Source organism: Pseudomonas sp. 2957 (assembly GCF_031456345.1).
GTDB classification, from domain to species: domain Bacteria; phylum Pseudomonadota; class Gammaproteobacteria; order Pseudomonadales; family Pseudomonadaceae; genus Aquipseudomonas; species Aquipseudomonas siliginis.
On the sequence record NZ_JAVDUL010000001.1, the window covers coordinates 890,434 to 916,563 of the forward strand.

Annotated in this window: 18 protein-coding genes; 5 read left to right on the plus strand and 13 right to left on the minus strand. The window is 61.7% G+C overall.

Annotation, left to right across the window (positions count from 1 at the left end):
* Positions 1 to 62 precede the first annotated feature (62 nt).
* From cobA to J2Y39_RS04170, 8 genes are all read right to left on the minus strand, one after another.
* Positions 63 to 815, minus strand: a complete 753-nt coding sequence (cobA, locus tag J2Y39_RS04135) for a uroporphyrinogen-III C-methyltransferase (RefSeq protein WP_252879747.1) — start codon at positions 813 to 815, stop codon at positions 63 to 65.
* Between the two features lie 13 nt (positions 816 to 828).
* Positions 829 to 3,540 (minus strand): molybdopterin-dependent oxidoreductase, encoded by a 2,712-nt coding sequence (locus J2Y39_RS04140; protein ID WP_310215269.1) that lies wholly within the window; start codon positions 3,538 to 3,540, stop codon positions 829 to 831.
* Positions 3,540 to 3,857, minus strand: coding sequence for a nitrite reductase small subunit NirD (gene nirD, locus J2Y39_RS04145; protein ID WP_041479130.1), 318 nt, complete (start codon positions 3,855 to 3,857; stop codon positions 3,540 to 3,542). The genes J2Y39_RS04140 and nirD overlap by 1 nt, the downstream gene beginning before the upstream one ends.
* Positions 3,854 to 6,307 (minus strand): nitrite reductase large subunit NirB, encoded by a 2,454-nt coding sequence (gene nirB / locus J2Y39_RS04150; RefSeq protein ID WP_310215272.1) that lies wholly within the window; start codon positions 6,305 to 6,307, stop codon positions 3,854 to 3,856. The genes nirD and nirB overlap by 4 nt, the downstream gene beginning before the upstream one ends.
* Positions 6,308 to 6,682: 375 nt before the next feature.
* Complete coding sequence (locus J2Y39_RS04155; RefSeq protein ID WP_310215274.1) at positions 6,683 to 8,356, minus strand: bifunctional protein-serine/threonine kinase/phosphatase; 1,674 nt, start codon at positions 8,354 to 8,356, stop codon at positions 6,683 to 6,685.
* A 7-nt stretch (positions 8,357 to 8,363) separates the two neighbouring features.
* Entirely contained in the window at positions 8,364 to 9,575 is a 1,212-nt protein-coding gene (locus tag J2Y39_RS04160; protein ID WP_041479125.1) for a NarK/NasA family nitrate transporter, read from the minus strand.
* 431 nt (positions 9,576 to 10,006) lie between these two features.
* Positions 10,007 to 10,582, minus strand: a complete 576-nt coding sequence (locus J2Y39_RS04165; protein ID WP_056784167.1) for an ANTAR domain-containing response regulator — start codon at positions 10,580 to 10,582, stop codon at positions 10,007 to 10,009.
* A 15-nt stretch (positions 10,583 to 10,597) separates the two neighbouring features.
* The gene (locus J2Y39_RS04170) at positions 10,598 to 11,809 is read right to left on the minus strand and encodes a CmpA/NrtA family ABC transporter substrate-binding protein (protein WP_310215277.1); all 1,212 of its coding nucleotides are present in this window, start codon (positions 11,807 to 11,809) and stop codon (positions 10,598 to 10,600) included.
* Between the two features lie 218 nt (positions 11,810 to 12,027).
* On the opposite strand from J2Y39_RS04170, the gene J2Y39_RS04175 reads away from it, so the two are divergent.
* Positions 12,028 to 13,047, plus strand: coding sequence for a quinone-dependent dihydroorotate dehydrogenase (locus J2Y39_RS04175; RefSeq protein WP_056784173.1), 1,020 nt, complete (start codon positions 12,028 to 12,030; stop codon positions 13,045 to 13,047).
* 300 nt (positions 13,048 to 13,347) lie between these two features.
* Here the strand turns inward: J2Y39_RS04175 and rmf are convergent, their stop codons facing one another.
* A complete protein-coding gene (gene rmf, locus J2Y39_RS04180) occupies positions 13,348 to 13,563 on the minus strand; it encodes a ribosome modulation factor (RefSeq protein ID WP_003223300.1) in 216 nt (71 codons plus the stop codon).
* Positions 13,564 to 14,093: 530 nt separating this feature from the next.
* Between rmf and rlmKL the strand changes: the two genes are divergently transcribed.
* Complete coding sequence (gene rlmKL / locus J2Y39_RS04185) at positions 14,094 to 16,364, plus strand: bifunctional 23S rRNA (guanine(2069)-N(7))-methyltransferase RlmK/23S rRNA (guanine(2445)-N(2))-methyltransferase RlmL (protein WP_310215281.1); 2,271 nt, start codon at positions 14,094 to 14,096, stop codon at positions 16,362 to 16,364.
* A gap of 144 nt (positions 16,365 to 16,508) precedes the next feature.
* Complete coding sequence (locus tag J2Y39_RS04190; RefSeq protein ID WP_310215284.1) at positions 16,509 to 18,893, plus strand: diguanylate cyclase; 2,385 nt, start codon at positions 16,509 to 16,511, stop codon at positions 18,891 to 18,893.
* Between the two features lie 159 nt (positions 18,894 to 19,052).
* Here J2Y39_RS04190 and dacB read toward each other — a convergent pair whose 3' ends face one another.
* Complete coding sequence (dacB, locus tag J2Y39_RS04195) at positions 19,053 to 20,513, minus strand: D-alanyl-D-alanine carboxypeptidase/D-alanyl-D-alanine-endopeptidase (RefSeq protein WP_041479117.1); 1,461 nt, start codon at positions 20,511 to 20,513, stop codon at positions 19,053 to 19,055.
* Between the two features lie 234 nt (positions 20,514 to 20,747).
* Between dacB and J2Y39_RS04200 the strand changes: the two genes are divergently transcribed.
* Entirely contained in the window at positions 20,748 to 21,092 is a 345-nt protein-coding gene (locus tag J2Y39_RS04200; protein ID WP_016773843.1) for a YggL family protein, read from the plus strand.
* 242 nt (positions 21,093 to 21,334) lie between these two features.
* On the opposite strand, the gene J2Y39_RS04205 is transcribed toward J2Y39_RS04200, so the two are convergent.
* Complete coding sequence (locus J2Y39_RS04205) at positions 21,335 to 22,525, minus strand: benzoate/H(+) symporter BenE family transporter (RefSeq protein WP_252877769.1); 1,191 nt, start codon at positions 22,523 to 22,525, stop codon at positions 21,335 to 21,337.
* A 358-nt stretch (positions 22,526 to 22,883) separates the two neighbouring features.
* Here J2Y39_RS04205 and J2Y39_RS04210 point away from each other — a divergent pair, with 358 nt between their 5' ends.
* Positions 22,884 to 23,648 carry a GntR family transcriptional regulator gene (locus J2Y39_RS04210; RefSeq protein ID WP_007918375.1) on the plus strand — a complete coding sequence of 255 codons (765 nt, stop codon included), beginning with the start codon at positions 22,884 to 22,886 and terminating at the stop codon, positions 23,646 to 23,648.
* A gap of 249 nt (positions 23,649 to 23,897) precedes the next feature.
* On the opposite strand, the gene guaD is transcribed toward J2Y39_RS04210, so the two are convergent.
* Entirely contained in the window at positions 23,898 to 25,202 is a 1,305-nt protein-coding gene (guaD, locus tag J2Y39_RS04215) for a guanine deaminase (RefSeq protein WP_310215287.1), read from the minus strand.
* 13 nt (positions 25,203 to 25,215) lie between these two features.
* Positions 25,216 to 26,073: a xanthine dehydrogenase accessory protein XdhC gene (xdhC, locus tag J2Y39_RS04220; RefSeq protein WP_024012316.1), complete on the minus strand. Its 858-nt coding sequence runs from the start codon at positions 26,071 to 26,073 to the stop codon at positions 25,216 to 25,218.
* Positions 26,074 to 26,130: the final 57 nt, after the last annotated feature.

The window sequence follows — 26,130 nt, forward strand, 5'->3', positions numbered from 1 at the left end:
GCTCAGGCCGGGCTTTTCTTTGTCTGCGATTTGGCTTCGCCGCTTAAAAGCGCGTGCGCGCGTTACGCCGTGCAGGAGCTGCCGAAGGCTGCGATCTTTTGCTCTTGCACGACACCAGCCACCGCACCAATCACCAGAATCGCCGGGCTCTTCAATTCAAACGCCGAGGCATCCTCAGCCATCGCACTCAGGTCACTGCGACATTCACGCTGATGCGCCAACGAGGCGTTTTCGATCATCGCCACCGGCGTATCCGCCGCCATTCCTCCCGCCAGCAGCTGATCACGAATCTCGCCCAGCTTGGCCACGCCCATGTAAACCACCAGCGTCGTCCCGCCTTGCGCCAGCGCCTGCCAGTTCAACTGGCTGTCATCCTGGGTGTGCGCAGTCACCAACGTTACTCCGCGCGCCACGCCCCGCAACGTCAGCGGAATATCGCACTGCGTCGCCCCGGCCAGCCCGGCGGTAATGCCATTGACCAGTTCCACTTCAACCCCGCGCTCGCGCAACCACTGCGCTTCTTCGCCACCGCGGCCGAAAATGCACGGATCGCCGCCCTTCAGGCGCACTACGCATTTGCCCTGGCGTGAATAACGCAGCATCAGCCGATGAATGAATGCCTGTGGCGTCGAACGGCAGCCGCCGCGCTTGCCAACGGGAATAACCCGCGCAGTCGGGCAGTGTTCCAGCACGGCGTCGTTGACCAGATCATCGATCATCACCACATCGGCCTCGCGCAACGCCCGCACCGCTTTGAGCGTCAACAACTCCGGATCGCCAGGGCCTGCGCCCACCAGCCAGACTTTCGCATTCATGGTGTTGTCCTCGTTAAATGACCGCGACCGGCCGCGCTTCGGCAGCCAGCAGACGCTTGATTTCCGGCACGCAGGAACCGCATTGCGTACCGCATCGGAGATTGTTTTTCAGGCCTTGCAGATCCAGTCCCTGGCGAATGCCGGCGCAGACTGCGTTGAGACTGACGTTTTCGCAATTGCACAAGGTCTTGTCGCTCGCAATGGCGCCGACAGCGCCCGGCGGCGCGCTCATCGGCGCGAGCAGCCAGCGCCGCAGTTGTTGGTCGGCACGGCCCTCCAGCCACAGGCTTTGCAGCCAGTGTTGCGCAAGGGTTTCGCCGGCGAGGCGAATCGCAGTGATACGGCCGTTTTCGATACGCACCCGCTTGCCGATGGCTCGGCGAGGGTCGTCGTAGGCCAGAACCGGGCCATCCAGCAGCGAGAGGCATTGGTCGATCTCGCCCAGCAACTGTGGATCGGGCGCCTGGCCGTGTGCAGCGCGTATCAGCAACGCTGGCCGCTCACGACCGACAAGGCTGAGGCTGACGTAGGAAAACGCCTCGCACAGCGGTCGTAGCGTCTCGAAATGCCGCTGAACATCACCCTCGATCAAAGCGAACAGTTGCCACGGCAGGTTGACTGCCTCCAGACGCACGCCGCTGTGCTTGAGCTCCGGTTGCCTGGACAGCGGATCAAACGCCGACAAGGTCAGCGTGTTGACGCCGCCCTTGAGATAGCGATCGCCCCAGTGCATCGGCAGGAACGCCTGGCCCGGACGCACGCTGTCGTCGCTTCCGACCGCAACAATCACCGCGCCACGGCGGCTTTTCAAATTGACCAGATCACCGGGCTGCAAGCGGTGCCGACGCATTTCGTCAGGGTGCAGGCTCAGCACGGCTTCGCTGACGTGGCCGAACAATTGCGCGGCGGTGCCGGTGCGGCTCATGCCGTGCCACTGGTCACGCAGGCGACCGGTGATCAAAGTCAGCGGGAAGCGCGCGTCGCGTTGTTCCTTGGCGGCGCGATAAGGATCGGCAATGAACTGCGCGCGGCCGCTAGGCGTAGGAAAGACGCCGTCTTCGTAGAGTCGTGGCGTGCCTTGGCGGGCGCCGGCAGGGAAGGGCCATTGCTGCGGACCGATCTCGTCGATCAAGGCATGACTGATTCCGCACAGATCCAGGTCTCGCCCTTGGGTCAGCGCTTTGAATTCATCAAACAACTGCGAAGGTTGATGGAAAGCGAACAGGCTCGGCTGCCTGGGGCGCAGACGTTTCTCCAGACGCTGTGCGAAATCCACCGTGATTGCCCAGTCCGGCCGCGCTTCGCCCGGTGCGACAACCGCTTTGCGCACGTGGGAAATGCGCCGTTCGGAGTTGGTCACCGAACCTTCTTTCTCGCCCCAACTGGCGGCGGGTAACAGCAGGTCCGCAAACGCAGCGGTTTCGGTGGTGCGAAAGGCTTCCTGCAACACTACAAAAGGGCAGGCCTCAAGCGCTGCGCGTACTGCGCTCTGATCAGGCATCGATTGCGCCGGGTTGGTACAAGCGATCCACAGCGCTTTGATCTTGCCGCTGCGCAGGCTTTCGAACAGCTCGATGGCGCTCAGGCCCGGCGCCTCGGGCAAGCTCTCGACGCCCCAGTACGCCGCCACCTCGGCGCGATGTTCCGCATTGCCGGCATCGCGATGGCCCGGTAGCAGATTGGACAGACTGCCGGTTTCCCGCCCGCCCATGGCATTTGGCTGACCCGTCAGGGAGAAAGGTCCAGCACCGGGCCGGCCAATTTGCCCGGTGGCCAGGTGCAGATTGATCAGCGCACTGTTTTTTGCGCTGCCGGCGGTGGACTGATTCAGGCCCATGCACCACAGCGACAGGAAGCTCGGCGCAGTGCCGACCCATTCTGCGCATTGCTGCAGTTGCTCGATGCTGATGCCGCACAGTTGCGAAACCATTTGCGGGGTGTAATCGCGCACAAGGGTTTTGAGTTCGGCGAGGCCTTCGGTGTGCGCCTTGATGAAATCGCGATCAATCCAGTCTTCCCACAACAGCAGATGCAAAATCCCATGGAACAAAGCGACATCGGTGCCCGGAAGAATCGCCAGATGCAGGTCAGCCAAATCGCAGGTGTCGGTGCGACGCGGGTCGATCACGATGACTTTCATCTGCGGGCGACGGGATTTGGCTTCCTCCAGCCGACGGAAAAGTACCGGATGGGCGTAGGCCATGTTACTGCCGACGATCATCACGCAGTCGCTGAGCTCCAGGTCTTCGTAACTGCACGGCGGCGCGTCGGCGCCGAGGCTGCGTTTGTAGCCGACCACCGCCGAGGACATGCACAGCCGCGAATTGCTGTCGATGTTGTTGGTGCCGACCAGCGCCCGCGCCAGTTTGTTGAAGGCGTAGTAGTCCTCGGTGAGCAACTGCCCGGAGATGTAGAACGCCACGCTGTCCGGGCCGTGTTCGGCGATGGTTTCGGCAAACACGTTGGTCGCGTGGTCGAGGGCGGTATCCCAGTCAGTACGGCTGCGCGCCAGGCCTTTGCCCAGGCGCAGTTCCGGGTACAAGGCGCGGGCGGCGAGGTCGCCGGTCAGGTGCAGCGTCGAGCCTTTGCTGCACAGTTTGCCGAAGTTGGCCGGGTGCGCCGGATCGCCGCTGACGCCGAGGATGCGCTCGCCGTCATGCTCGATCAGTACGCCGCAGCCGACCCCGCAGTAACAGCAGGTCGAGGCGGTCGTCTGGCGGTTCATCAGATGGCGTCCCGCAGGGCCAGTTGCACCCGGCCATTCTCGACTCGCGCCGGATGGTGATGGGCGCAGCCGATGTCCGGCGCCTGGGCTTCGCCGGTTGCGAGGTCGATCTGCCAGTTGTGCAGCGGGCAGGCCACGCGCTTGCCGTAGATCAGGCCTTGCGACAATGGCCCACCCTTGTGCGGGCAGCGATCATCGAGGGCGAAAACCTCGTCGTCGCTTGTACGAAAAATCGCGATGTCTCCTTTCGGCCCGGCAATGATCCGCGAACCGAGGGCGTTGATCTCTTCCAGCGCACAGATATCGAGCCAGTTCATGCCGGCACCTCCAGGTTTTTCACGGGGATCACGTCGAATTCTTTCTTCAGTTGCGGCTGCGCCAGGCGCTCTTTCCATGGGTCCTGTTCGAACGACAGGGAGAATTGCAGGCGCTCGTTCAGGGCCTTGCGCCGCTCGGCGTCTTCGAGCACGTTCTTCTTGATGTGCTCCATGCCGACCCGTTGCAGGTAATGCACGGTGCGTTCGAGGTAGAAGGCTTCTTCGCGGTAGAGCTGCAGGAACGCGCCGTTGTATTCGCGGACTTCTTCGGCGGTCTTGAGCTTGACGAAGAACTCGGCGACTTCGGTCTTGATCCCGCCGTTGCCACCGATGTACATCTCCCAGCCGGAGTCGACGCCGATAATTCCTACGTCCTTGATGCCGGCTTCCGAGCAGTTGCGTGGGCAACCGGACACCGCCAGCTTCACCTTGTGCGGCGACCACATGTTGAACAGGTCGTGCTCGAGTTCGATGCCCAGTTGCGTCGAGTTCTGCGTGCCGAAGCGGCAGAACTCGCTGCCAACGCAGGTTTTCACCGTGCGGATGGATTTGCCGTAGGCGTGGCCGGACGGCATGTCGAGGTCTTTCCAGACGCCGGGCAGATCCTGTTTCTTGATCCCCAGCAAGTCGATGCGCTGACCGCCGGTGACCTTGACCATCGGCACGTTGTACTTGTCGGCCACATCGGCGATCCGCCGCAGTTCCGATGGATTGGTCACGCCGCCCCACATGCGCGGCACCACCGAATAGGTGCCGTCCTTCTGGATGTTGGCGTGGGCGCGTTCGTTGATCAGGCGCGATTGCGGATCGTCCTTGGCTTCGCCCGGCCAGGTGGAAATCAGGTAGTAGTTGAGCGCCGGGCGACAGGTCGCGCAGCCATTGGGCGTGCGCCAGTTCAGGTAACTCATGGTCTCGGCGATGTTCAGCAGGTGTTCCTGACGGATCGCCTGACGAATCTGCCCGTGGTTGAGGTCGCTGCAACCGCAGATGGCTTTTTCGCTTTTCGGTTTGACGTCCGCCGCGCCACCGACGGTGTTAATCAGGATCTGCTCGACCAGCCCGGCGCACGAACCGCACGAGCTGGCAGCCTTGGTGTGTTTCTTGACTTCATCGACGCTGAACAGGCCGTGTTCCTGAATCGCCTTGACGATGGTGCCTTTGCACACACCGTTGCAGCCACACACTTCGGCGCTGTCGGCCATGACCATGGCTTTGTCCTGGCCCTGATGTCCTACGTCGCCTAAGGCGTTTTCGCCGAACATGAGGTGATCGCGGATTTCGCCGATGGCGTGATTCTCACGAATCTGCCGGAAATACCAACCGCCATCTGCCGTATCGCCGTACAGACAGGCGCCGACCAGCACGTCATCCTTGATCACCAGTTTTTTGTACACACCGCCGATCGGGTCGGAGAGGGTGATGGTTTCGGTGCCTTCGCCGCCCATGAAGTCGCCGGCGGAGAACAGGTCGATGCCGGTGACTTTCAATTTGGTCGAGGTCACTGAACCCTGATAGCGAGCGAAACCCAGTTGCGCGAGGTGATTGGCGCAGACCTTGGCTTGTTCGAACAGCGGCGCGACCAGACCGTAGGCGATGCCGCGATGGCTGGCGCATTCGCCGATTGCGTAGATGCGCGGGTCGTAGGTTTGCAGGGTGTCATTGACCAGAATCCCGCGATTGCACGGGATGCCGGCCTTTTCCGCCAGCTCAGTGTTGGGGCGAATGCCGGCGGCCATCACCACCAGGTCGGCAGGGATGATGTCGCCGTTCTTGAACTGCACCGAGCCGACCCGGCCATTGCCGGCGTCGTGCAGGGCTTGGGTCTGTTCGCACAGGCGAAAATGCAGGCCACGGGATTCCAGCGCCGATTGCAGAAGCTGGCCGCTGGTCTTGTCCAGTTGCCGCTCCAGCAGCCATTCGCCGAGGTGCACCACGGTCACGTGCATGCCGCGCAGCATCAGGCCGTTGGCCGCTTCGAGGCCGAGCAGACCGCCGCCGATGACCACGGCGTGCTTGTGGGTCCTGGCGGTGTCGATCATGGCCTGGGTGTCGGCGATGTCGCGATAACCGATCACGCCCTGCAAAGTGTTGCCGGGGATTGGCAGGATGAACGGGGTCGAGCCGGTGGCGATCAGCAGGCGATCGTACTCGGCTTCGGTGCCGTCCTCGGCAATCACTCGGCGTTTGACCCGGTCGATCTCCACCACTTTGCGGTTGAGCAGCAGCTTGATGTTGTTTTCCAGGTACCAGTCGAGGTCGTTGAGCACGATCTCTTCGAAGGTCTGCTCACCGGCCAGCACCGGCGACAACAGGATGCGGTTGTAGTTGGTGTGCGGTTCGGCGCCGAAGACGGTGATGTCGTAGAGCTCGTCGCTCAGTTTGAGCAGTTCTTCCAGGGTACGCACCCCGGCCATGCCATTGCCGATCATCACCAGTTTGAGTTTTTTCATCAGGTTCTCCGGGAGCTGCGGCTGGCCTCTGGTGGGCCGTCGGGCCTTGCTCGACAAATTTTGCGCAAACAAAAAAAGGCGTCCCGCTAGTTGCCTAGCGAGGACGCCTTTGTCCTGGTCCCGTTCTCTCGGGAAGCGCAGCCTTCGTCGTTGAAGGTTGGGCTTTATGTATGGTGAAAAGGGTAATGCAGTGGTTGTGCCAACTTGTTATGGCGCCGCAATTGCTGGTTTTTTTGCCCGATTGGAGCTGGCTCGATGCACTTTCTCGAGGCGTGTTGCGCTTTTTTGGAGCGCAGGATCAAAAGATCGCAGCCTTCGGCAGCTCCTACAGGTGTACGCAACCAACTGTAGGAGCTGCCGAAGGCTGCGATCTTTTCAGGGCTGATGAAACAACAAAACCAGCAGCACCACATTCCCCAGCAACGACACCAAAGCCATGGTCCGCCAGACCTTCAACGGCTCCCGCTCCAACAAAGGCCGGGGCCGCACACTCAAACTTTGCCGCTCACCCTGTTCCAGCACCAGCAGCCACTCTTCAGCGGTTTCGAAGCGTTGCTGCGGATCGGCGGCGACGCCGCGTTCCAGACTTTGCGCCAGCCAGTCCGGCAAGTCCGGGCGATAGCGACTGGCATTCACCGGCACGCCAAATCGGGGCCGTTGAAACGCTTCGATTTCGCCGTAGGGGAAATGCCCGGTGAGGAGGAAATACAGGGTGACGCCCACCGAATACAAATCCTGCTGCGCACTTGGCGACTCGCCGCGAAACGCTTCCGGGGCGATGAAACTTGGCGTTCCCGGCAGGGTCGACGGCGCGTCCTCCGACAATCCCGGGCAATAAGCCAGGCCGAAATCCAGCAGGCGCAGCTCGCCGTCATCCCCCAGCAACAGATTTTCCGGTTTGATGTCGCGGTGCAGAATCTGCCGCCGATGCAGCAACCCGACCGCGCGCAACAGCCGCTCGGCGATGTCCTGCCACTGCGCCAGTGGCAACGGGCCGTTGAGTTGAAACATTTCGGCCAGCGTCGTCCCGGCGTATTCGCGCATGACGTAATACAAATGCTGACGCTGAGTGCAGGCATGGATTTGTGGAAAATGCCGGCCGGCCACGCGCTTGAGGAACCATTCTTCCGACAGCAGCGCCTGCCCGGCTTGCGGATCGTCGGCCAGGCGCGCCGGCAAGGTCTTCAACAGCCAAGGCTGGCCCTGACTATCGAGCACGCGATACAGCAATGATTGCTGGCTCTGGCCGATGATGCCTTGCACCTGCCAGCCTTCAAACGCTTGCCCGGGTTTGAGCGCTGGCGGCAGCGGCCATTGCTGCAATTGCACCAGCGCATCGCCAATGCTCGCTTCGCCCAGCGCATCGACGCGCACCAGCAGGGCACTGGCGTTGTCCTGACTGCCGGCCAGATGCGCGGCGTTGACCAAGGTTTGCGCCGCGCTGGGCAGATCCGCTTGATCACGCAGAATCGCCCCGATCGCGGTATCGCCCAAGGTCGACCAGACGCCGTCGCTGAGCAGCACGAAGCTTTCGCCCTCTCGCAGTTCGCCGTCGAGGAAATCCAGGACCAGATGCTGATCGAGCCCGAGCGCACGTTTGAGCACGTGTTGCATGCCCGGTTGCTCCCAGACGTGATCCTCGCTGATGCGCTGCAAGCGCTCGGCGTGCCAGCGATAGACCCGGCAATCGCCGACGTGGGCGAGGGTGAATCGCCGACCGCGCATCACCAGCGCGCTGACCGTGGTCAGCAGCGGTTGCCCGCCGCCGTTGGCCTGCAGCCAGCGATTTTGCGCGAGCAGCAGGCGATCCAGCGCCTGGGCCACGCTCCAGGTTTCCGGCGTGGCAAAGTAGTCCAGCGCCAGGGCCTGCAAGGTCGAACGCGCGGCGAGGCCGCCATCGGCGCACTGGCTGACGCCGTCGGCGATGGCGAAAAGATAACCCTTGCTCACCGCCAGTGCCGGCGCCGGTGTCACTGAACGCAGGGCGTCCTGATTCTCCGCGCGCGGGCCGGTGGCGCTGGCTTCGGCGAAGCTCAGTTGCAGGGCCATTGGGGCCTCAGACCCGCGCCGCCGTCACCGCCGCCGAGCCCCAGGTGGTTCTCCAGCGACGCTTGACGCCGTGCAGGCCAAACCATGCCAGCACGCCGAGGCTGGCGAACAACCACAGCGCCAATTGATAACTGCCGGTGCTTTGCTTGATCGCGCCCATACCGGCGGCGAGGGCGAAGCCGCCAATTCCGCCGGCCATGCCGATCAGCCCGGTCATCACGCCGATCTCCAGACGAAAACGCTGTGGCACCAGTTGGAAAACCGCACCGTTGCCGGCGCCCAAGCCGAGCATGGTGCAGACGAAAAGCGCCAGCGCCGCGTAGGAACTTGGCAGATTGAAGCCCACCGCTGCGATGCAGATGGCAGCGACGGTGTACATCGCCAGCAAGGTACGAATGCCGCCGAAGCGGTCGGCCAGCGCGCCACCCAATGGCCGCATCAGGCTGCCGCCGAACACGCAGGCAGCGGTGTAGTAGCCGGCGGTCACCGGGCTCAGACCGTATTGATCGTTGAAGTAACCGGGCAGGGCGCTGGCCAGGCCGATGAAGCCGCCGAAGGTGACGCTGTAGAAAAACATGAACCACCAGCTGTCGCGATCACCGAGGGCCTTGAAGTAATCGGCCATGGCTTTCGGTTTTGGCCGCTGGGGAGCGTTTTTTGCCAACCAGGCGAATAGCACCAAAGTCAGGACCAGCGGGATCAGGGCAAACCCGAAGACATTGCTCCAGCCGAACGCGGCGGCAATCACTGGCGCCAGCAGCGCGGCGAACACGGTGCCGGAGTTGCCCGCACCGGCGATGCCCATGGCTTTGCCTTGGTGCTCTGGCGGATACCATTGCGAGGCCAGCGGCAGGGCCACGGCGAACGACGCGCCGGCCATGCCGAGGAACAGGCCGAGGATCAGCGCCTGTTCATAACTGTGGATGCCCAGTTTCCAGGCGCCGAACAGCGCGCAGATGACGATGACCTGGCCGATCAGCCCGGCGGTCTTCGGCGACAAGCGATCAGCGAGCATGCCCATGGCGAAGCGCAACACCGCGCCGGCCAGAATCGGCGTGGCGACCACAAGGCCGCGTTGCTGGGTGGTCAGGTGCAGGTCGGCGGCAATCTGCACCGCCAGCGGGCCGAGCAGGTACCAGACCATGAAGCTCAGGTCGAAATACAGAAAGGCCGCGAACAGGGTCGGGGTATGGCCGGATTTCCAGAAGCTTGAATTCATCGCGCACCTCGGCTGAAAAGAGTCTCGAAAGGAGTCATGCACAGCAGGTGGAGCGCCTCACGGCCGCACCACCGGCCCCGTTCTGTGGGGCCAAAACGCAAAAACGCCGCTACCTGATTCGCCGGGGGGCGAACGGGGTGAGCGACGTCTTTGTCGTAGGTGGGGCAACCGCCGTTGGTTACCTGTGCGGTTTACTTAGCGAGATTTGTGCCAACAGCTGAAAAGCAAAAGCCCCTCACCCTAGCCCTCTCCCAGAGGGAGAGGGAACCGAGCGGGGGATGGCCGAATCATTTGCCGATCTGAACGATTTCGAGTGAATCCATAATCGACTCGGTCGTTCAGGTCGGCGGACAGCGCAAGACAACGCGGTCGGTCCCCTCTCCCTCCGGGAGAGGGCTAGGGTGAGGGGCTCTTGATTTGCAGCGAAAATTTCAGCCCAGCAACTCACTCATGGCAATGATCTGCTCCGCCACCTGAATCAGCTTCTGCTGGCGGCTCATCGCCTGGCGGCGCATCAGCGTGTAGGCCTGTTCCTCGTTGCAATCCTTCATCTTCATCAATAAACCCTTGGCCAGTTCGATGCGCTTGCGCTCGGCCAGTTGCTGGTCACGGGCCTGCAATTGCGCGCGCAAGGCCTGGTCACTCTCGAAGCGCGCCATCGCCACGTCGAGAATCGGCTGCAACCGTTGTGCGTGAATGCCTTCGACGATGTAGGCACTGACCCCGGACTTGATCGCCTGACGCATCACCCCCGGGTCATGTTCGTCGGTAAACATCACGATCGGCCGGGGCTGGTCGCGGCTGACCAGTACCACTTGCTCCATGACATCGCGGCTCGGTGACTCGGTATCGATCAGGATCACGTCCGGGCGCACCGTTTCGACGCGCGCCGGCAGGTCGATGGTCAGGCCGGACTCGTCGATTACCTCGAAGCCGGCCTCGGTCAGCGCCGCTTTCAGGCGTCCGACTTTTTTCGCGGTGTCGTTGATCAGCAGAATGCGCAACATGTTCGCGGTCTCCTGTCAGCGCTGGGCGAGAAGGGCGGCGGTGTCGCTCAGAGCATGCAGTTTGAAACTGCGCGCATAGCCCGCCGGGTCGCTGCCGTCCCAGACCTTGCCGTCGAGCAACTGGCTGCTGCGCAGGTCTGCGTGCGAAGTCGCAACGCCGACCGCGCTCGCTGCCTCGCGGTACAGATCCAGACGCTGAACCTGACGGGCGACGGCCAGATAATCCGGATCCTCGCGCAACAGACCCCAGCGACGAAACTGGGTCATGAACCACATGCCGTCGGACAGGTAGGGCAGATTGACCTCGCCATCGCCATGAAAACGCAGCGCATGCGGATCCTGCCAGCGATTACCGAGGCCATCGGCGTAGTCGCCCATAAAACGCGGCTCGATGCACGCGGCGGGGGTGTCGAGGTATTCGGTGGCGCTGAGCAATTGCGCGGTACTGCGGCGGTTTTCCGGGCTTTCTTCGATGAAGCGGCTGGCCTCAAGAATGGCCATGACCAGCGCCCGCGCGGTGTTGGGGTATTGCTCGACAAATTCGCGGGTGCAGCCGAGGACTTTTTCCGGGTGGTCGGGCCAGATGCTCTGGCTGGTCGCCAGGGTGAAACCGAGATTCTGCTGCACGGCGCTGGCCGCCCACGGTTCGCCGACGCAAAAGCCGTCGATGCGCCCGGCTTGCAGGTGCGCAACCATTTGCGGCGGCGGCACCACCACGCTGTCGACGTCCTGCAACGGATGAATGCCCTGGCTCGCCAGCCAGTAATAAAGCCACATCGCATGGGTGCCGGTGGGGAAGGTCTGGGCGAAGGTCAGTTTTGCGCGGCTTTGGTGCACATGCCGATCGAGCGCTTCAGGACTGTTCACGCCAGCCTGTTGCAAACCATGGGACAGGTTCAGGCTCTGGCCATTCTGGTTCAGGCCCATCAGCACTGCCATGTCGGTCGGGGCGACGCCGCCGATGCCCAGGTGCACCGCATAAATCAGCCCGTACAGACTGTGCGCGGCGTCCAGTTCGCCGCTGACCAGTTTGTCGCGCAGGTTGGCCCATGACGCCTGACGCTTGAGGTTCAGCGTCAGGCCGTAGGGCTGGGCGAAGCCCTGAGTGGCGGCGACCACCACGGAGGCGCAGTCGCTCAGCGCCATGAAGCCGAGATTGATCGCGCTCTTTTCCGGCGCATCGCTGCCATTGAGCCAGGCCAGAGGCCCCAAGGACGTTTCGTTCATACGCTACCTCAAAAAAAACGTCGTCCCGGATTCTGCGCAGGCAAAACCCGGGGACGACGCCATTGTCCTGGCCTGCGCGCCGTCATTGGTCGGCAGACTGATGAGCGGGGTGGTGCAAGGCATATGCCAGTCGCCTGATTCGCGCAGGCGCCTCGCGCCGGGGGACGATGCCCGGCTATAATCGCCGCCTCTTTTCGCCGCCCGAGTCATTGCCGCCCATGTACACCCTGGCCCGTCAGCTGTTGTTCAAACTTTCCCCGGAAACCTCCCACGATCTGTCGCTGGATCTGATCGGCGCGGGTGGACGTTTGGGCCTCAACGGCTTGCTGTGCAAGGCACCGGCGAAAATGCCGGTGACCGTCATGGGCCTGGAGTTCCCGAACCCGGTAGGGCTGGCGGCAGGTCTGGACAAGAACGGCGCGGCCATCGACGGCTTTGCGCAACTGGGTTTCGGTTTTGTCGAGATCGGCACCGTGACCCCGCGTCCGCAGCCGGGCAACCCGAAACCACGCATCTTCCGCCTGCCGGAAGCCGAGGCGATCATCAATCGCATGGGCTTCAACAACCTCGGCGTGGATAACCTGCTGGCGCGGGTCGCTGCGGCGAAATACACAGGCGTGCTGGGCATCAACATCGGCAAGAACTTCGATACCCCGGTCGAGCGCGCGGTGGATGATTACCTGATCTGCCTGGACAAGGTTTACGCCCACGCCAGCTACGTCACCGTCAACGTCAGCTCGCCAAACACCCCGGGCCTGCGCAGCCTGCAGTTCGGCGACTCGCTCAAACAATTGCTCGCGGACCTGGCCACGCGCCGCGCCGAACTGGCTCTGCGTCACGGCAAGCATGTGCCGCTGGCGATCAAGATCGCGCCGGACATGACCGACGAAGAAACTGCGCAGGTCGCCCAGGCGTTGATCGAAACCGGCATGGATGCGGTGATCGCCACCAATACGACTCTGAGCCGTGTCGGCGTCGAAGGCATGGAGCATGGTGACGAGGCGGGCGGTCTGTCGGGTGCGCCGGTGCGTGAAAAGAGCACCCATACCGTGAAGGTGCTGGCGGGCGAATTGGCCGGGCGTTTGCCGATCATTGCTGCGGGCGGGATTACCGAGGGCAAACACGCGGCGGAGAAGATCACGGCCGGTGCAAGCCTGGTGCAGATCTATTCGGGCTTCATCTACAAAGGCCCGGCGCTGATTCGTGAATCGGTAGACGCCATCGCCGCGTTGCGCTGAGGATTGCCGAGGACTTGTCGGAGCCTTTGTGGCGAGGGGATTTATCCCCGCTGGGCTGCTCAGCAGCCCCAAAGCCTTGCACATTGATACGCCAGGTAAATTGAAATTCGGACTTCGCGACTGCTGCGCAGCCGAGCGGGGATAAATCCCCTCGCCACGTGGATCCCGGTTAACCCTTTTTGCAGGCATAAAAAAGGGCTCCTCGAAGGAGCCCCTGGGCCGTAGCCCGCCGTCCGGGAGGGACGTGCGTGGTTAATTCAATGCAAATTCAGATTGTCGTGTCGGAATAAATGCCCTGTGTCAGCCGACGGCGTGAAGTTCGTTGAGTCTGTGGATTCCCGCAGTGCCGGTCATACCGTCCCAGTTGTCGCCGCGTCCTTCTCGCCAGCCGTTGATCCAGGCTTGACGTACCGACGGTAGAGTAAATGGGCAAAGCTCACGGGATTTGCCACCAACGCCATATTGATATCCGCGCAAAAATGCTCTTTCCAACGGATCACGCTTAAGTCTTCTCATAGGGTGTTTCCCTCACTTGTTGACTGTAGTGTCGCGTTGACCTCAATTGAGGTCTGGCAGAAAAAACCTGCCATCGTGCGGCTCGCTGCCGGCGTGGCGAGCCAAGGTGTTGACGCCGTTGCGACGTCAACCTGTGTTCAGTTCTAACCAATGAGTCACACCGAGGGAATGATCGTTTTGTCATAAGCACGTAACGTAAAGGATGCTATGGCAATAAGTAACCGCGTATTTATTCAACGTTCATTGCGCAAACCCCGGTATGATCGGCGCCCCGCTGACTCAGGGGGTTAATCCTTTAGTGAGAATGACCCACGTTTGCGCTTGGGTAATATTCGACGAAGGGTCGCTTTCAGTCTTTTTGTTTCACCAACTTTTTTATCTGTCCCGGCATCTAAGCTCTTTTAACCCGAGCAGCGGGGATGGAACGGCACACCTTCGTGCCACGCGGGCGCTCTTTCAGAAAAGCGCCTGATTGAAAACCGGGTCGGCAATGCGTTGCCGGCCCACTAGCCAAAGGCTCTGGAATTACCATGTCCGATCGTTTCGAACTCTTCCTCACTTGCCCCAAAGGCCTTGAAGGCCTGCTCATCGAGGAAGCCGTCGGGCTTGGCCTTGAAGAAGCGCGCGAGCACACCTCCGCCGTGCGTGGCATGGCGACCATGGAAACCGCTTATCGCCTGTGCCTCTGGTCGCGTCTGGCCAACCGTGTGTTGCTGGTGCTCAAGCGTTTCCCGATGAAGGACGCCGAAGACCTCTACCACGGCGTGCTCGACATCGACTGGCAGGATCACATGCTCAGCGACGGCACCCTGGCCGTCGAATTCAGCGGCCACGGCTCGGGCATCGACAACACCCACTTCGGCGCGCTGAAAGTCAAAGATGCCATCGTCGACAAACTGCGCACGCCACAGGGTGATCGTCCATCCATCGACAAGCTCAACCCGGACCTGCGCATTCACCTGCGTCTGGATCGCGGCGAAGCGATTCTCTCCCTCGACCTCTCCGGCCACAGCCTGCACCAGCGCGGCTATCGCTTGCAGCAGGGCGCCGCGCCGCTGAAGGAAAACCTCGCGGCGGCAATCCTCATTCGTTCCGGTTGGCCGCGTATTGCTGCCGAGGGCGGCGCGCTGGCTGACCCGATGTGCGGTGTCGGTACGTTTCTCATCGAAGCGGGGATGATCGCCGCCGACATGGCGCCGAACCTGCGTCGCGAGCAGTGGGGCTTTACCGCGTGGCTCGGTCACGTGCCGGCACTGTGGAAAAAACTCCACGAAGAAGCCGTCGAGCGTGCCGCCGCCGGTCTGGCCAAACCGCCGCTGTGGATTCGCGGTTACGAAGCCGATCCACGACTGATTCAGCCAGGCCGCAATAACGTTGAGCGCGCCGGCCTCAGCGAGTGGATCAAGATTTACCAGGGCGAAGTGGCGACCTTCGAGCCGCGCCCGGATCAGAACCAGAAAGGTCTGGTCATCTGCAACCCGCCGTACGGCGAGCGTCTCGGTGACGAAGCCAGCCTGCTGTATCTCTACCAGAATCTGGGCGAGCGTCTGCGTCAGGCCTGCCTGAACTGGGAAGCGGCGGTGTTCACCGGCGCCCCGGATCTAGGCAAGCGCATGGGTATCCGCAGCCATAAGCAGTATTCGTTCTGGAACGGCGCGCTGCCGTGCAAACTGCTGCTGATCAAGGTTCTGCCGGATCAGTTCGTCACTGGCGAACGTCGCACCCCGGAACAGCGTCAGGCCGAGCGCGAGCAAGCGGCTTACGATCAGACCCCGGACGAGCCGCAAGAGCGCAAGTTCAACAAGAACGGCAACCCGATCAAGCCGACGCCAGCCCCGGCGCCAGTGATCGAACAGCCGCGCCTGAGCGAAGGCGGGCAGATGTTTGCCAATCGCTTGCAGAAAAATCTCAAGGCGATGGGCAAGTGGGTCAAGCGCGAAGGCATCGATTGCTACCGCGTCTATGATGCCGACATGCCCGAATACGCAATGGCCATCGACCTGTACCACGACTGGGTGCACGTTCAGGAATACGCCGCGCCGAAATCCATCGACCCGGAAAAAGCCTCGGCGCGCATGTTCGATGCGCTGGCGGCCATACCGCAGGCGTTGAACGTCGACAAGAACCGCGTGGTGGTCAAGCGCCGCGAGCGGCAGAGCGGCACCAAGCAGTACGAGCGTCAGGCGGCCCAGGGCAAGTTCGTCGAGGTCAATGAAGGTGGCGTGAAGTTGCTGGTCAACCTCACCGATTACCTCGACACCGGCCTGTTCCTCGATCACCGGCCGATGCGCATGCGCATTCAGAAAGAGGCGGCCGGCAAACGCTTCCTCAATCTGTTTTGCTACACCGCGACCGCCAGCGTGCACGCGGCCAAGGGCGGCGCGCGCAGCACCACCAGCGTCGACCTGTCGAAAACCTATCTGGACTGGGCGCGACGCAACCTGTCGCTGAACGGCTTCTCGGACAAGAATCGTCTGGAGCAGGGTGATGTGATGGCGTGGCTGGAAAGCAGCCGTGACGAATACGACCTGATCTTCATCGACCCGCCGACGTTCTCCAACTCCAAGCGCATGGAAGGCATCTTCGACGTACAGCGCGATCAGGTGCAGTTGATCGACTTGGCGATGGCGCGGCTGGCACCGGGTGGCGTGCTGTATTTCTCCAACAACTTCCGCAAGTTCCAGTTGGAGGAAAACCTCGCCGAGCGTTATGAGGTCGAGGAAATCAGTGCGCAGACCATTGATCCGGATTTCGCCCGCAATACCAAGATCCACCGCGCCTGGAAAATCACGGCTCGTTGACGCTTTCACTGGTTGGATCCACAGAGCCTTGATTTTTAACGGCTCGGTGGATCCAGCGGTGCTGGCTAAATTAGTGGCTAATAGCTATAACTCACACACCGCCAATGGGGTTTTCCCGTGAATCTGGCGGAGTGAGTCGTGCTTATGCCGTTGCACCCCGTGCGCCCGAAAATCCTCGGTTTCATCAGTGAAGACGTCTCAGCCTGGCTGGTCGCTTTGCTGGTGTTGCTTGCCGGCGGGATTCTCACCGGGCTGCTCGCGTGGGGCACCTTCAACCAGTTTCAGCAACAATCGCGTCAGCGCTTTCAACTGCTGGCCAACGAACGCTACAGCCGTATCGCCGAACGTTTTCAGGACCAGGAGCAACGTCTCGATGGTCTGCGCCGGTTCTTCGCCAACTCCGAATCGGTGTCCCGCGCCGAATTCGACGGCTACTCCCGCCCTTTATTGCTGCGCACCCAAGCCTATACCTATGCCCCGAGAGTCAGTGGTGCCGAACGCGCCGCGTTCGAACAGCAGGGGCGTGACGAAGGCCTGAGCAACTTCACCATTCGCGAGCTCGACGCCAATGGCGAGCTGCAACTGGCGGCAGCGCGCGACGCATATGTGCCGGTGCTGTACACCCAGACCCAAAGCCGATTGGCGCCACCACTGGGTTATGACTTGCTCGCCCAACCCTTGCGCCGCGAAACCCTGCAACGCGCCGACCAGCTCGGCAGCATGGCGGTGTCGCAACCGATGCATCTTGTCGGGATTGAGCCGTCCTACGCGCGTGGGGTGTTGCTACTGGCGCCGGTCAGTCGCGCCGGAGAATCGCAGCCGTTCGGCTATGTGATGGCGGTGATCAGCATGCGCCAGTTGCTCGCCGATGGTTTGCCCGATGCCCTGCACGATTACCTGTCGGTGCGCATTCTCGACCTGTCGACCCAGGATCAGCACGAGGCGCTGTTCGAATCGAGCAACGAGGCGGTGCCCGGCGATCTGGCGGCGACGCGCTTGCTGCGCATGGCCGACCACGACTATCAGGTCGATATCCTGCCGAGCGAAGCGTTCATGCAGGCCAACCATTCGTCGGTAGGCAGCGTGATCATTCTTGGCGGCTTGCTCAGCGCATTGCTCAGCGCCTTGTTGTACGTGCTGGTCAGCCAGCGTCAGCGCGCGGTGCGTCTGGTCGAGGTGCGCACCCAGGAATTGCACGAGCGCGAGCAGGAACTGCGCGGCACCCACGGTCAGTTGCGCGGCGTGCTGAATGCCGCCACCCAGGTCGCGATCATCGCCACCGACTTGCGCGGCGTGATCAACACCTTCAACCCCGGCGCTGAACAGATGCTCGGCTACAGCAGCGCCGAAGTGGTCGGGCGCATGACCCTGGAGAACCTGCATTTACCCCGAGAGCTGGCGGCGCGTTCGGCGGAGCTGAGCGCGCGCTACGGCAAAAGCATCCCGACTTGCCACGCGATGCTGGTCGAGGGCGGCGAAGTCGGCGGTCATGAAGCACGCGAATGGACCCTGGTGCGCAGCGATGGCAGTCATCTGCCGGTGAACATGCTCGCCACGCCGGTGCTTGACGAGCAAGGCCTGTGGGTCGGTCATCTGGCGATCTGCATCGACATCACCGAGCGCAAACGCGTGCACGAAGTGCTGGCAGCACGCGACACGTTGCTGAAGAAGCTCAGCGCCCATGTTCCGGGCGGCATTTACCAATTCAAAATGGAATTCGACGGACGCTTCAGCGTGATCTACGCCAGCGATGGCATCCGCGAAATCTACGAGCTGGAGCCGGATGTGCTGCTGCTCGACTCCGAGGCGATTTTCAGTCGCATTCACCCGCAGGACGCGATTCGCGTGCGCTCATCCATCCGCGAATCGGCGGAAAATCTCAGCCCGTGGCGCGAGGAATACCGCGTGCAACTGCCTGAACGCGGCCTGCGCTGGGTGCGCGGCGAGGCGACACCGGAAGAGCTGCCGGGCGGCGGGGTGCTGTGGCACGGTTACATCTCGGATATTTCTGACCTCAAGCGCGTGGAAGAAGAATTGCGCGCGTTGTCGATCACCGATTCGCTGACCGGCATTCACAATCGCCGCTATTTCCAGGAACGCCTGACCACCGAAATGGCCCGGGTTGAGCGTGGCGGCGGTGAGTTGTCGGTGATCATGCTCGACATCGACCACTTCAAACGCATCAACGATCAGTTCGGCCACGCCGTCGGCGACCGCGTGCTGCAAGCAGTTTGCGAGCGGATCGGCCATCGCTTGCGCCGCACCGACGTGTTCTGCCGTCTGGGCGGCGAAGAGTTCATGGTGCTGTGCCCGGACATCGACGGCGAACACGCCTACATGCTGGCGAGGGAATTGTGGGAAGGTTTGCGCGGCGCGCCGGTGGACGTGGTCGGCGTAGTCACCGCCAGTTTCGGCATCGCCAGTTGGCGCCCGGGGGAGGGCGCGGATGCGCTGTTGCTGCGCGCTGACTCAGGGGTTTATGCAGCGAAGCAGAATGGCCGGGATCGGGTTGAGCGGGAGATGAGCTGATTCGAACCTGACACCTGACCCTGTGGGGCAGAGGGGACCTGGCGCTGATTTTCTGTGGGAGCGAGCCTGCTCGCGAAAGCGGTGTGACAGTCACTGAACATGCTTACTGAACCGACGCCTTCGCGAGGAGGCTCGCTCCCACAATTGCACCTGCTGCGCTTACAGCACCGAAGCGGTCTGCGGCAGTTTCGGCTGTTTGTACAGATCCAGCAGCACCTGATCGAGCACCGACGAGGCGCCGAACGGGGCCTTGTCGTTGAGGATCGCTACCACCGCCCAGGTATTGCCGTTCACATCGCGACTGAAACCGGCGATCGCGCGCACGGTGTTCAGGGTGCCGGTCTTGACGTGGGCTTCGCCGCGCATCGCCGTGGTTTTCAGGCGTTTGCGCATGGTGCCGTCGGTGCCGGCAATCGGCAGCGAGCTGATGTATTCGGCGGCGTACGGGCTGTGCCAGGCGGCCTGCAGCATGTTGGCCATCTCACGTGCACTGACCCGCTCGGCCCGCGACAGACCAGAACCATTCTCCATCACCAGATGCGGCGCGGTGATGCCTTTCTTCGCCAGCCACTGACGCACCACGCGCTGCGCAGCCCGGGCGTCGTCACCGTCGGCATCGTTGCGGAAACGCTGGCCAAGGCTGAGGAACAGCTGCTGGGCCATGGTGTTGTTACTGTATTTGTTGATGTCGCGGATGATCTCGGCCAGATCCGGCGAGTACGCACGGGCAAGCAGTTTGGCGCTGCTCGGCGTCGGCGCCAGACGATCCTTGCCCTGAATGCTGCCACCCAGTTCCTTCCAGATCGCCCGCACGGCGCCGGCGGTGTAGGTCGCGTGGTCGAGCAGCGACAGATAAGTCTGCGAGCTGCAGCCTTCGCCCAACTGGCCGCCAACGGTCACGGTCACGCTGCCATCGGCCTGCGGCACCGGGTTGTAGCGCACGCCGCCGGTGCATTGCTTGGACGGCAGGGCTTTGACGGTGTTTTCGATGCGGATGTTCGCGATCGGCGGCTCCACGGAAATCAACACGCGGCCACCGTCATTGCGCGCAACAAAGCGCAGGGCCTTGAGGTTGACCAGCAGCGAGTCGGGCTTGACCAGGAACGGCTTGTTGTCGTCGTTGCCGTCATCGTTGAATTCCGGCAATTGCGGCTGCACGAAGAAGTTGCGGTCGAGGATCAGGTCGCCGGTAATCTGCGTGACGCCGTTGGCGCGCAGGTCGCGCATCAACAGCCAGAGTTTTTCCATGTTCAGCTTCGGGTCACCGCCGCCCTTGAGGTAGAGGTTGCCGTTGAGAATGCCGCCGCTCAGGGTGCCATCGGTGTAGAACTCGGTTTTCCACTGATGGTTGGGCCCGAGCATTTCCAGCGCCGCGTAGGTGGTGACCAGTTTCATCGTCGAGGCCGGATTGACCGAGACGTCGGCGTTGAACACGGTCGGCGTGCCCGGACCGTCGAGCGGCACCATCACCAGGGACAGCGCAGTGGGCTGCAGCTTGCTGGCTTTGAGGGCTTTTTCGACGTTCGGGGTGAGGGAAGTGTTGATGGTGGCAGCGGAGACAGGCAGGGCCAGAGGCAGAAGAAGGCCGGCGAGAAACAGTGGACGCAACGATTTGATCATATGCAATAAAACCCTGCAAAAGAGGGGAAAAAAGACGAGGACATGGATGAAAAGGCCCTCAGTGGTCATGAAAGTGTCGGCATTATGCCCCAAGCTGTAACAGCTTGTGCCGTGTCGCGACCGGCCAATCGCTTATTTTTTTACAGGCGGTCGGCCGCAGCGACCAGAGAGTCGGGCAATCGCCGGCTTAAACTGGTAAAGTGCCGGCCGTTATTACTTAAGAGGATTGTTCCAATGGCGACTAACCGTTCCCAGCGTCTGCGCAAAAAACTGTGCGTAGATGAATTTCAAGAGCTGGGTTTCGAACTGAACCTGGACTTCAAAGAAGACTTGTCCGAAGAAGCCATTGACGCTTTCCTCGAAGCATTCATCAAAGAAGCCATGGAAGCCAACGGTCTGGGTTATGTTGGCGGCGACGACTTCGGTCTGGTGTGCCTGCAGAAGCGTGGCTCGGTCAACGAAGAGCAGCGCGCTGCCGTTGAAGCCTGGCTGAAAAACCGCTCCGAGCTGACCAAGTACGAAGTCAGCCCGCTGCTGGATGTGTGGTATCCGGAAAAGCCGATCAACGCGGCTAAGTGATACTGAAAAAACGGCGACCTGAGGGTCGCCGTTTTTTTTCGTCTGGTGTTTAGGTGATACGGCTTGGATTTGATGGTGGACTCGCCCCTCACCCCAGCCCTCTCCCGAGGGAGAGGGAGCCGATCTGTGGGCTTTTCGGGATGTGAGTTCGACTTGATATCCCTCGTCGGCGTATATCTTCCGAGCACCTTGGTCAGTCCCCTCTCCCTTTGGGAGAGGGTTAGGGTGAGGGGCTTTTGATCTTAAGCTCTGCGCCAATTCAAAATCACCAGCGTCAAAACCCCCGCCACGATCCCCCAAAACGCCGAACCAATGGAAAACAGCGTCAGCCCGGACGCCGTGACCATGAAGGTGATCAACGCCGCTTCCCGTTCTTTCACCTCGCTCATGGCAATGCTCAAGCCATTGATGATCGAGCCGAACAGCGCCAGCGCCGCAATCGACAGCACCAGTTCTTTCGGCAACGCGGCAAACAACGCCGCCAACGTGGCACCGAACACCCCGGCAATCCCGTAGAACACCCCGCACCACACCGCTGCGGTGTAACGCTTGTTGCGATCTTCATGAGCATGCGGACCGGTGCAGATCGCCGCGCTGATCGCCGCGAGGTTAATACCGTGTGAGCCGAACGGCGCCAGCAACAGGGAGGCAATGCCGGTGGTGGTGATCAGTGGCGAGGCCGGGACGTTATAGCCATCGGCACGCAGCACGGCGATGCCGGGCATGTTCTGCGAGGTCATCGCCACCACGAACAGCGGAATGCCGATGCTGATGGTTGCGGCCAGGGAGAAGTGCGGCGTGGTCCAGACCGGGGTGGCCACTTCCAGATGAAAGCCGTTGAAATCCAGCAGCCCCATGAAGCCCGACAGCGCGGTGCCGATCAGCAGCGCCGCGAGCACCGCATAGCGCGGCGACAGGCGCTTGACCAGCAGATAAGTGAAGAACATCCCCAGCACCAGCCCGGTACGGTGTTGCGCGGCGACGAAGATTTCGCTGCCGATCTTGAACAGAATCCCTGCCAGCAAGGCCGCCGCCAAAGAGGCCGGGATCTTTTTTACCAGCCGTTCGAAGCTGCCGGTCAGGCCGCAGATCGTCACCAGCACCGCGCACGTGATGTAGGCGCCGATCGCCTCGCCGTAACTGACGCCGCCCAGGCTGGTGATCAGCAACGCCGCGCCGGGGGTCGACCAGGCGATGGTGATCGGTGTGCGATAGCGCAGCGACAGGCCAATCGAACACACCGCCATGCCGATCGAAATCGCCCAGATCCACGAGGAAATCTGCCCGCTGCTCAGGCCGGCCGCTTGCCCGGCCTGGAACATCAGCACCAGCGAACTGGTGTAACCGGTCATCATCGCGATGAAACCGGCGACGATGGCGGAAGGCGAAGTGTCGGCCAGAGGGCGCAGGCGGGCGTGGGTGGCGTCGGTCATGACGGCGGTGTTCCTTATAGCAATGGAGATGTCCGCCACAACACAGAACCTCTGTGGGAGCGAGCCTGCTCGCGAAAGCGCTATGTCAGTCAACATTCATAGTGAATGTGAAATGGCTTTCGCGAGCAGGCTCGCTCCCACGGGGGATTGCGGTCATGCAGCGGATTCTGCGATCAAGCCTAAACTCAAACCTGACAAACCGTTGCAATACAGCCGCAGGCGCAAACAGCCGTACAGTCGTGTTGCCACCATTCATTGTGTACAATCGCGCTGTTTTTTACGCGATACTTGCCAGCGACCTACTGTGCCGTATTACAGTCACGGTCTATTCGCCGCAGTTTTCCCGACTCGAGTGCCCATGAACGAACAGTTGCAACCCCTCAAGAAACAACCGCGAGCAGGCAAAGCCGGCCGCAGCGGAACCCAGGACGATATTGTCTACGCGCATATCTTCGAGGCCATCCTCGAACAGCGTCTGGCGCCCGGTACCAAGTTGAGCGAAGAGGCGCTGGGGGAAATCTTCGGGGTCAGCCGCACCATCATTCGCCGCGCGCTGTCGCGTCTGGCCCATGAAGGCGTGGTGCTGTTGCGGCCGAATCGTGGCGCCGTCGTCGCCAGCCCGAGCGTTGAAGAGGCGCGACAGGTGTTCCTCGCCCGCCGTCTGGTCGAGCGTGCGATCACTGAATTGGCCGTGCAGCACGCCACGGCCGAGCAGATCGCCGAATTGCGGCAGATGGTCAACGATGAGCGCGACAGCTTCTCGCGCGGCGATCGCGGTGCCGGTATTCGTCTGTCAGGCGAATTCCACCTGAAACTGGCGGAAGCGGCGATGAACGCACCGTTGATCAGCTTCCAGCGCAGCCTGGTTTCGCAGACCTCGCTGATCATCGCCCAGTATGAAAGCGGCAACCGCTCGCACTGCTCGTACGATGAACACACGCAGTTGATCGACGCCATTGAAAAGCGCGACGGTGAACTGGCGGTGAACCTGATGATGCATCACATGGATCACATCGACAGCAAGCTCAACCTCGACGAGGAAGGCGCGTCGGATGATCTGCATGCGGTGTTCTCGCACTTGTTGCAGACCAAGAAGCCGGGGCGTCCAGCGGCCAAGCTCTAAGCTGAAACCGAGTCGCGGCTTTCGCGAGCAGGCTCGCTCCCACAGGGGAATGCATTTCAAAGGTGGGAGCGAGCCTGCTCGCGAAGACAACCTGACCGGTAACAAAAATCCTCCGTGGTAAACACCACCGGGGATGATCGTTCCCACGCTCTGCGTGGGAACGCCTCTAGGGACGCTCCGCGTCCAGTGACGCGGAGCGTCACGGGCTGCATTTCCACGCAGAGCGTGGGAACGATCAGTGCGAAGAGGTTAGCGCTGATGCACCAGCGCCCCCGCAGCGTAAGTCTGCTGCACCGTCCGGTCATCGCCCAAGGTCATCAACACAAACAATGTCTCGGCAATGTTATTCGACTGCTTTAAGCGATAACTCAGCAGCGGCGTGGCGTTGTAATCCAGTACCAGGAAGTCGGCATCGGAGCCCGGTTGCAGATTGCCGATCCTGTCTTCCAGACGCAGCGCCCGCGCACCACCCAGGGTCGCCAGATACAGCGACTTGAACGGGCTCAACCGCGCGCCCTGCAGTTGCATGACCTTGTAGGCTTCGTTGAGGGTTTGCAGCAGGGAGAAACTGGTACCGCCGCCGACGTCGGTGCCGAGGCCGACATTGAGCTTGTGCTTCTCGGCCATCGGCAGGTTGAACAGGCCGCTGCCGAGGAACAGGTTCGAGGTCGGGCAGAACGAGATCGCCGAGCCGGTTTCCGCCAGTCGCGCGCATTCTTCGTCACACAGGTGCACGCCGTGGGCGAATACCGAGCGTTCGCCAAGCAACTGGTAGTGATCGTAGACGTCGAGGTAACCCTTGCGCTCCGGGAACAGCTCTTTGACCCACTCGATTTCCTTGAGGTTTTCGCTGATGTGGGTCTGCATGTACAGATCCGGATATTCCGTCAGCAATTGCCCGGCCAGGGTCAGTTGTTCCGGGGTGCTGGTGGGGGCGAAGCGCGGCGTCACCGCATAGTGCAAGCGACCCTTGCCGTGCCAGCGCTCGATCAGCGCCTTGCTGTCGACGTAGCTGGATTCGGCGGTATCGGCCAGATAGTCCGGGGCGTTGCGGTCCATCATTACCTTGCCGGCGATCATGCGCAGATCAAGCTTTTCCGCCGCTTCGAAAAACGAATTCACCGATTGCGGGTGCACGCTGCCGAACACCAGCGCCGTGGTGGTGCCGTTGCGCAGCAGTTCCTTGATGAAAATATCGGCCACTTCGTCGGCGTGGGCCTTGTCGCCAAACTGGCTTTCGCAGGGGAAGGTGTAGGTGTTCAGCCAGTCGAGCAGTTGCTCGCCATAGGAACCGACCATGCCGGTTTGCGGCAGGTGAATGTGCGTGTCGATAAAGCCGGGGGTGATCAGCGCATCCTGATAATGGTTGATCTCGATATCTGCCGGCAGGGTTGGCAGCAGTTCGCTGGCGTGGCCGAGGGCGCTGATCTTGCCATCGTCGATCACCAGCAGGCCGTCCTCGAAATATTCATAGGAGGCTTCGATGCCGACTTCGGCAGGGTCGGCAATGCTGTGCAGAATGGCGGCGCGGTAGGCTTTGCGAGTCAGAGGCATGAGAGTTCTCTAATCAGTTTGAGGCTTTGAGTTTGGCGGCCTGACTGCGGCGCGAAGCTGGCAGCAATCGGGCAATCGGTTCGGCGCGGGCGCTGTGCTGGCCGAAATTGGCGTTGTAAGTGGCGATGATTTCGCCGGCGATGGAGATGGCGATTTCCACAGGCAATTTGCCTTTGACTTCGCCGATGCCCATCGGGCAGCGCATGCGCTGCACCACGCTCGGGTCGAAACCACGATCACGCAGACGGTGTTCGAATTTGGCGCGTTTGGTTTTCGAGCCGATCAGGCCGAACCAAGTGAAATCGTTACGCTTGAGAATCGCCGCGGTCAGCTCCAGATCGAGCTGATGGTTGTGGGTCATGACGATGCAGTAGCTGCCGGCAGGCAGATCATCGACTTCGTCCACCGGCTCTTCGCTGACGATTTTACGCACGCCGTGGGGAATGTGTTCGGGGAACTCCGCCTCGCGCGAATCGATCCAGCGCACCCGGCAGGGCAGGCTGGCCAGCAGCGGCACGAGGGCGCGACCGACATGGCCGGCACCGAACACGGCAATCTGCGCCTGCACCTGGCCCATCGGTTCGAACAGCAACACCGTAGCGCCACCGCAGCACTGGCCGAGACTGGCGCCGAGGCTGAAGCGCTCCAAATGGGTGTCCTGCTTACCGCTGGCGAGCATCTCGCGGGCGATCTGCATGGCTTTGAATTCCAGATGCCCGCCACCAATGGTGTCGAACAGGCGGTCGGCACTGACGACCATTTTCGAGCCGGCGTTGCGTGGCGTCGAACCGAGTTCTTCGATGATCGTCACCAGCACACAGGGCTCGCCCTGATTCTGCAGGTCGGCGAGGGCGTCGATCCAGTTGTACATGTTCACCTCGACATCTTCGTTGTCTGTGCCGGCCTCTTCGCGAGCAGGCTCGCTCCC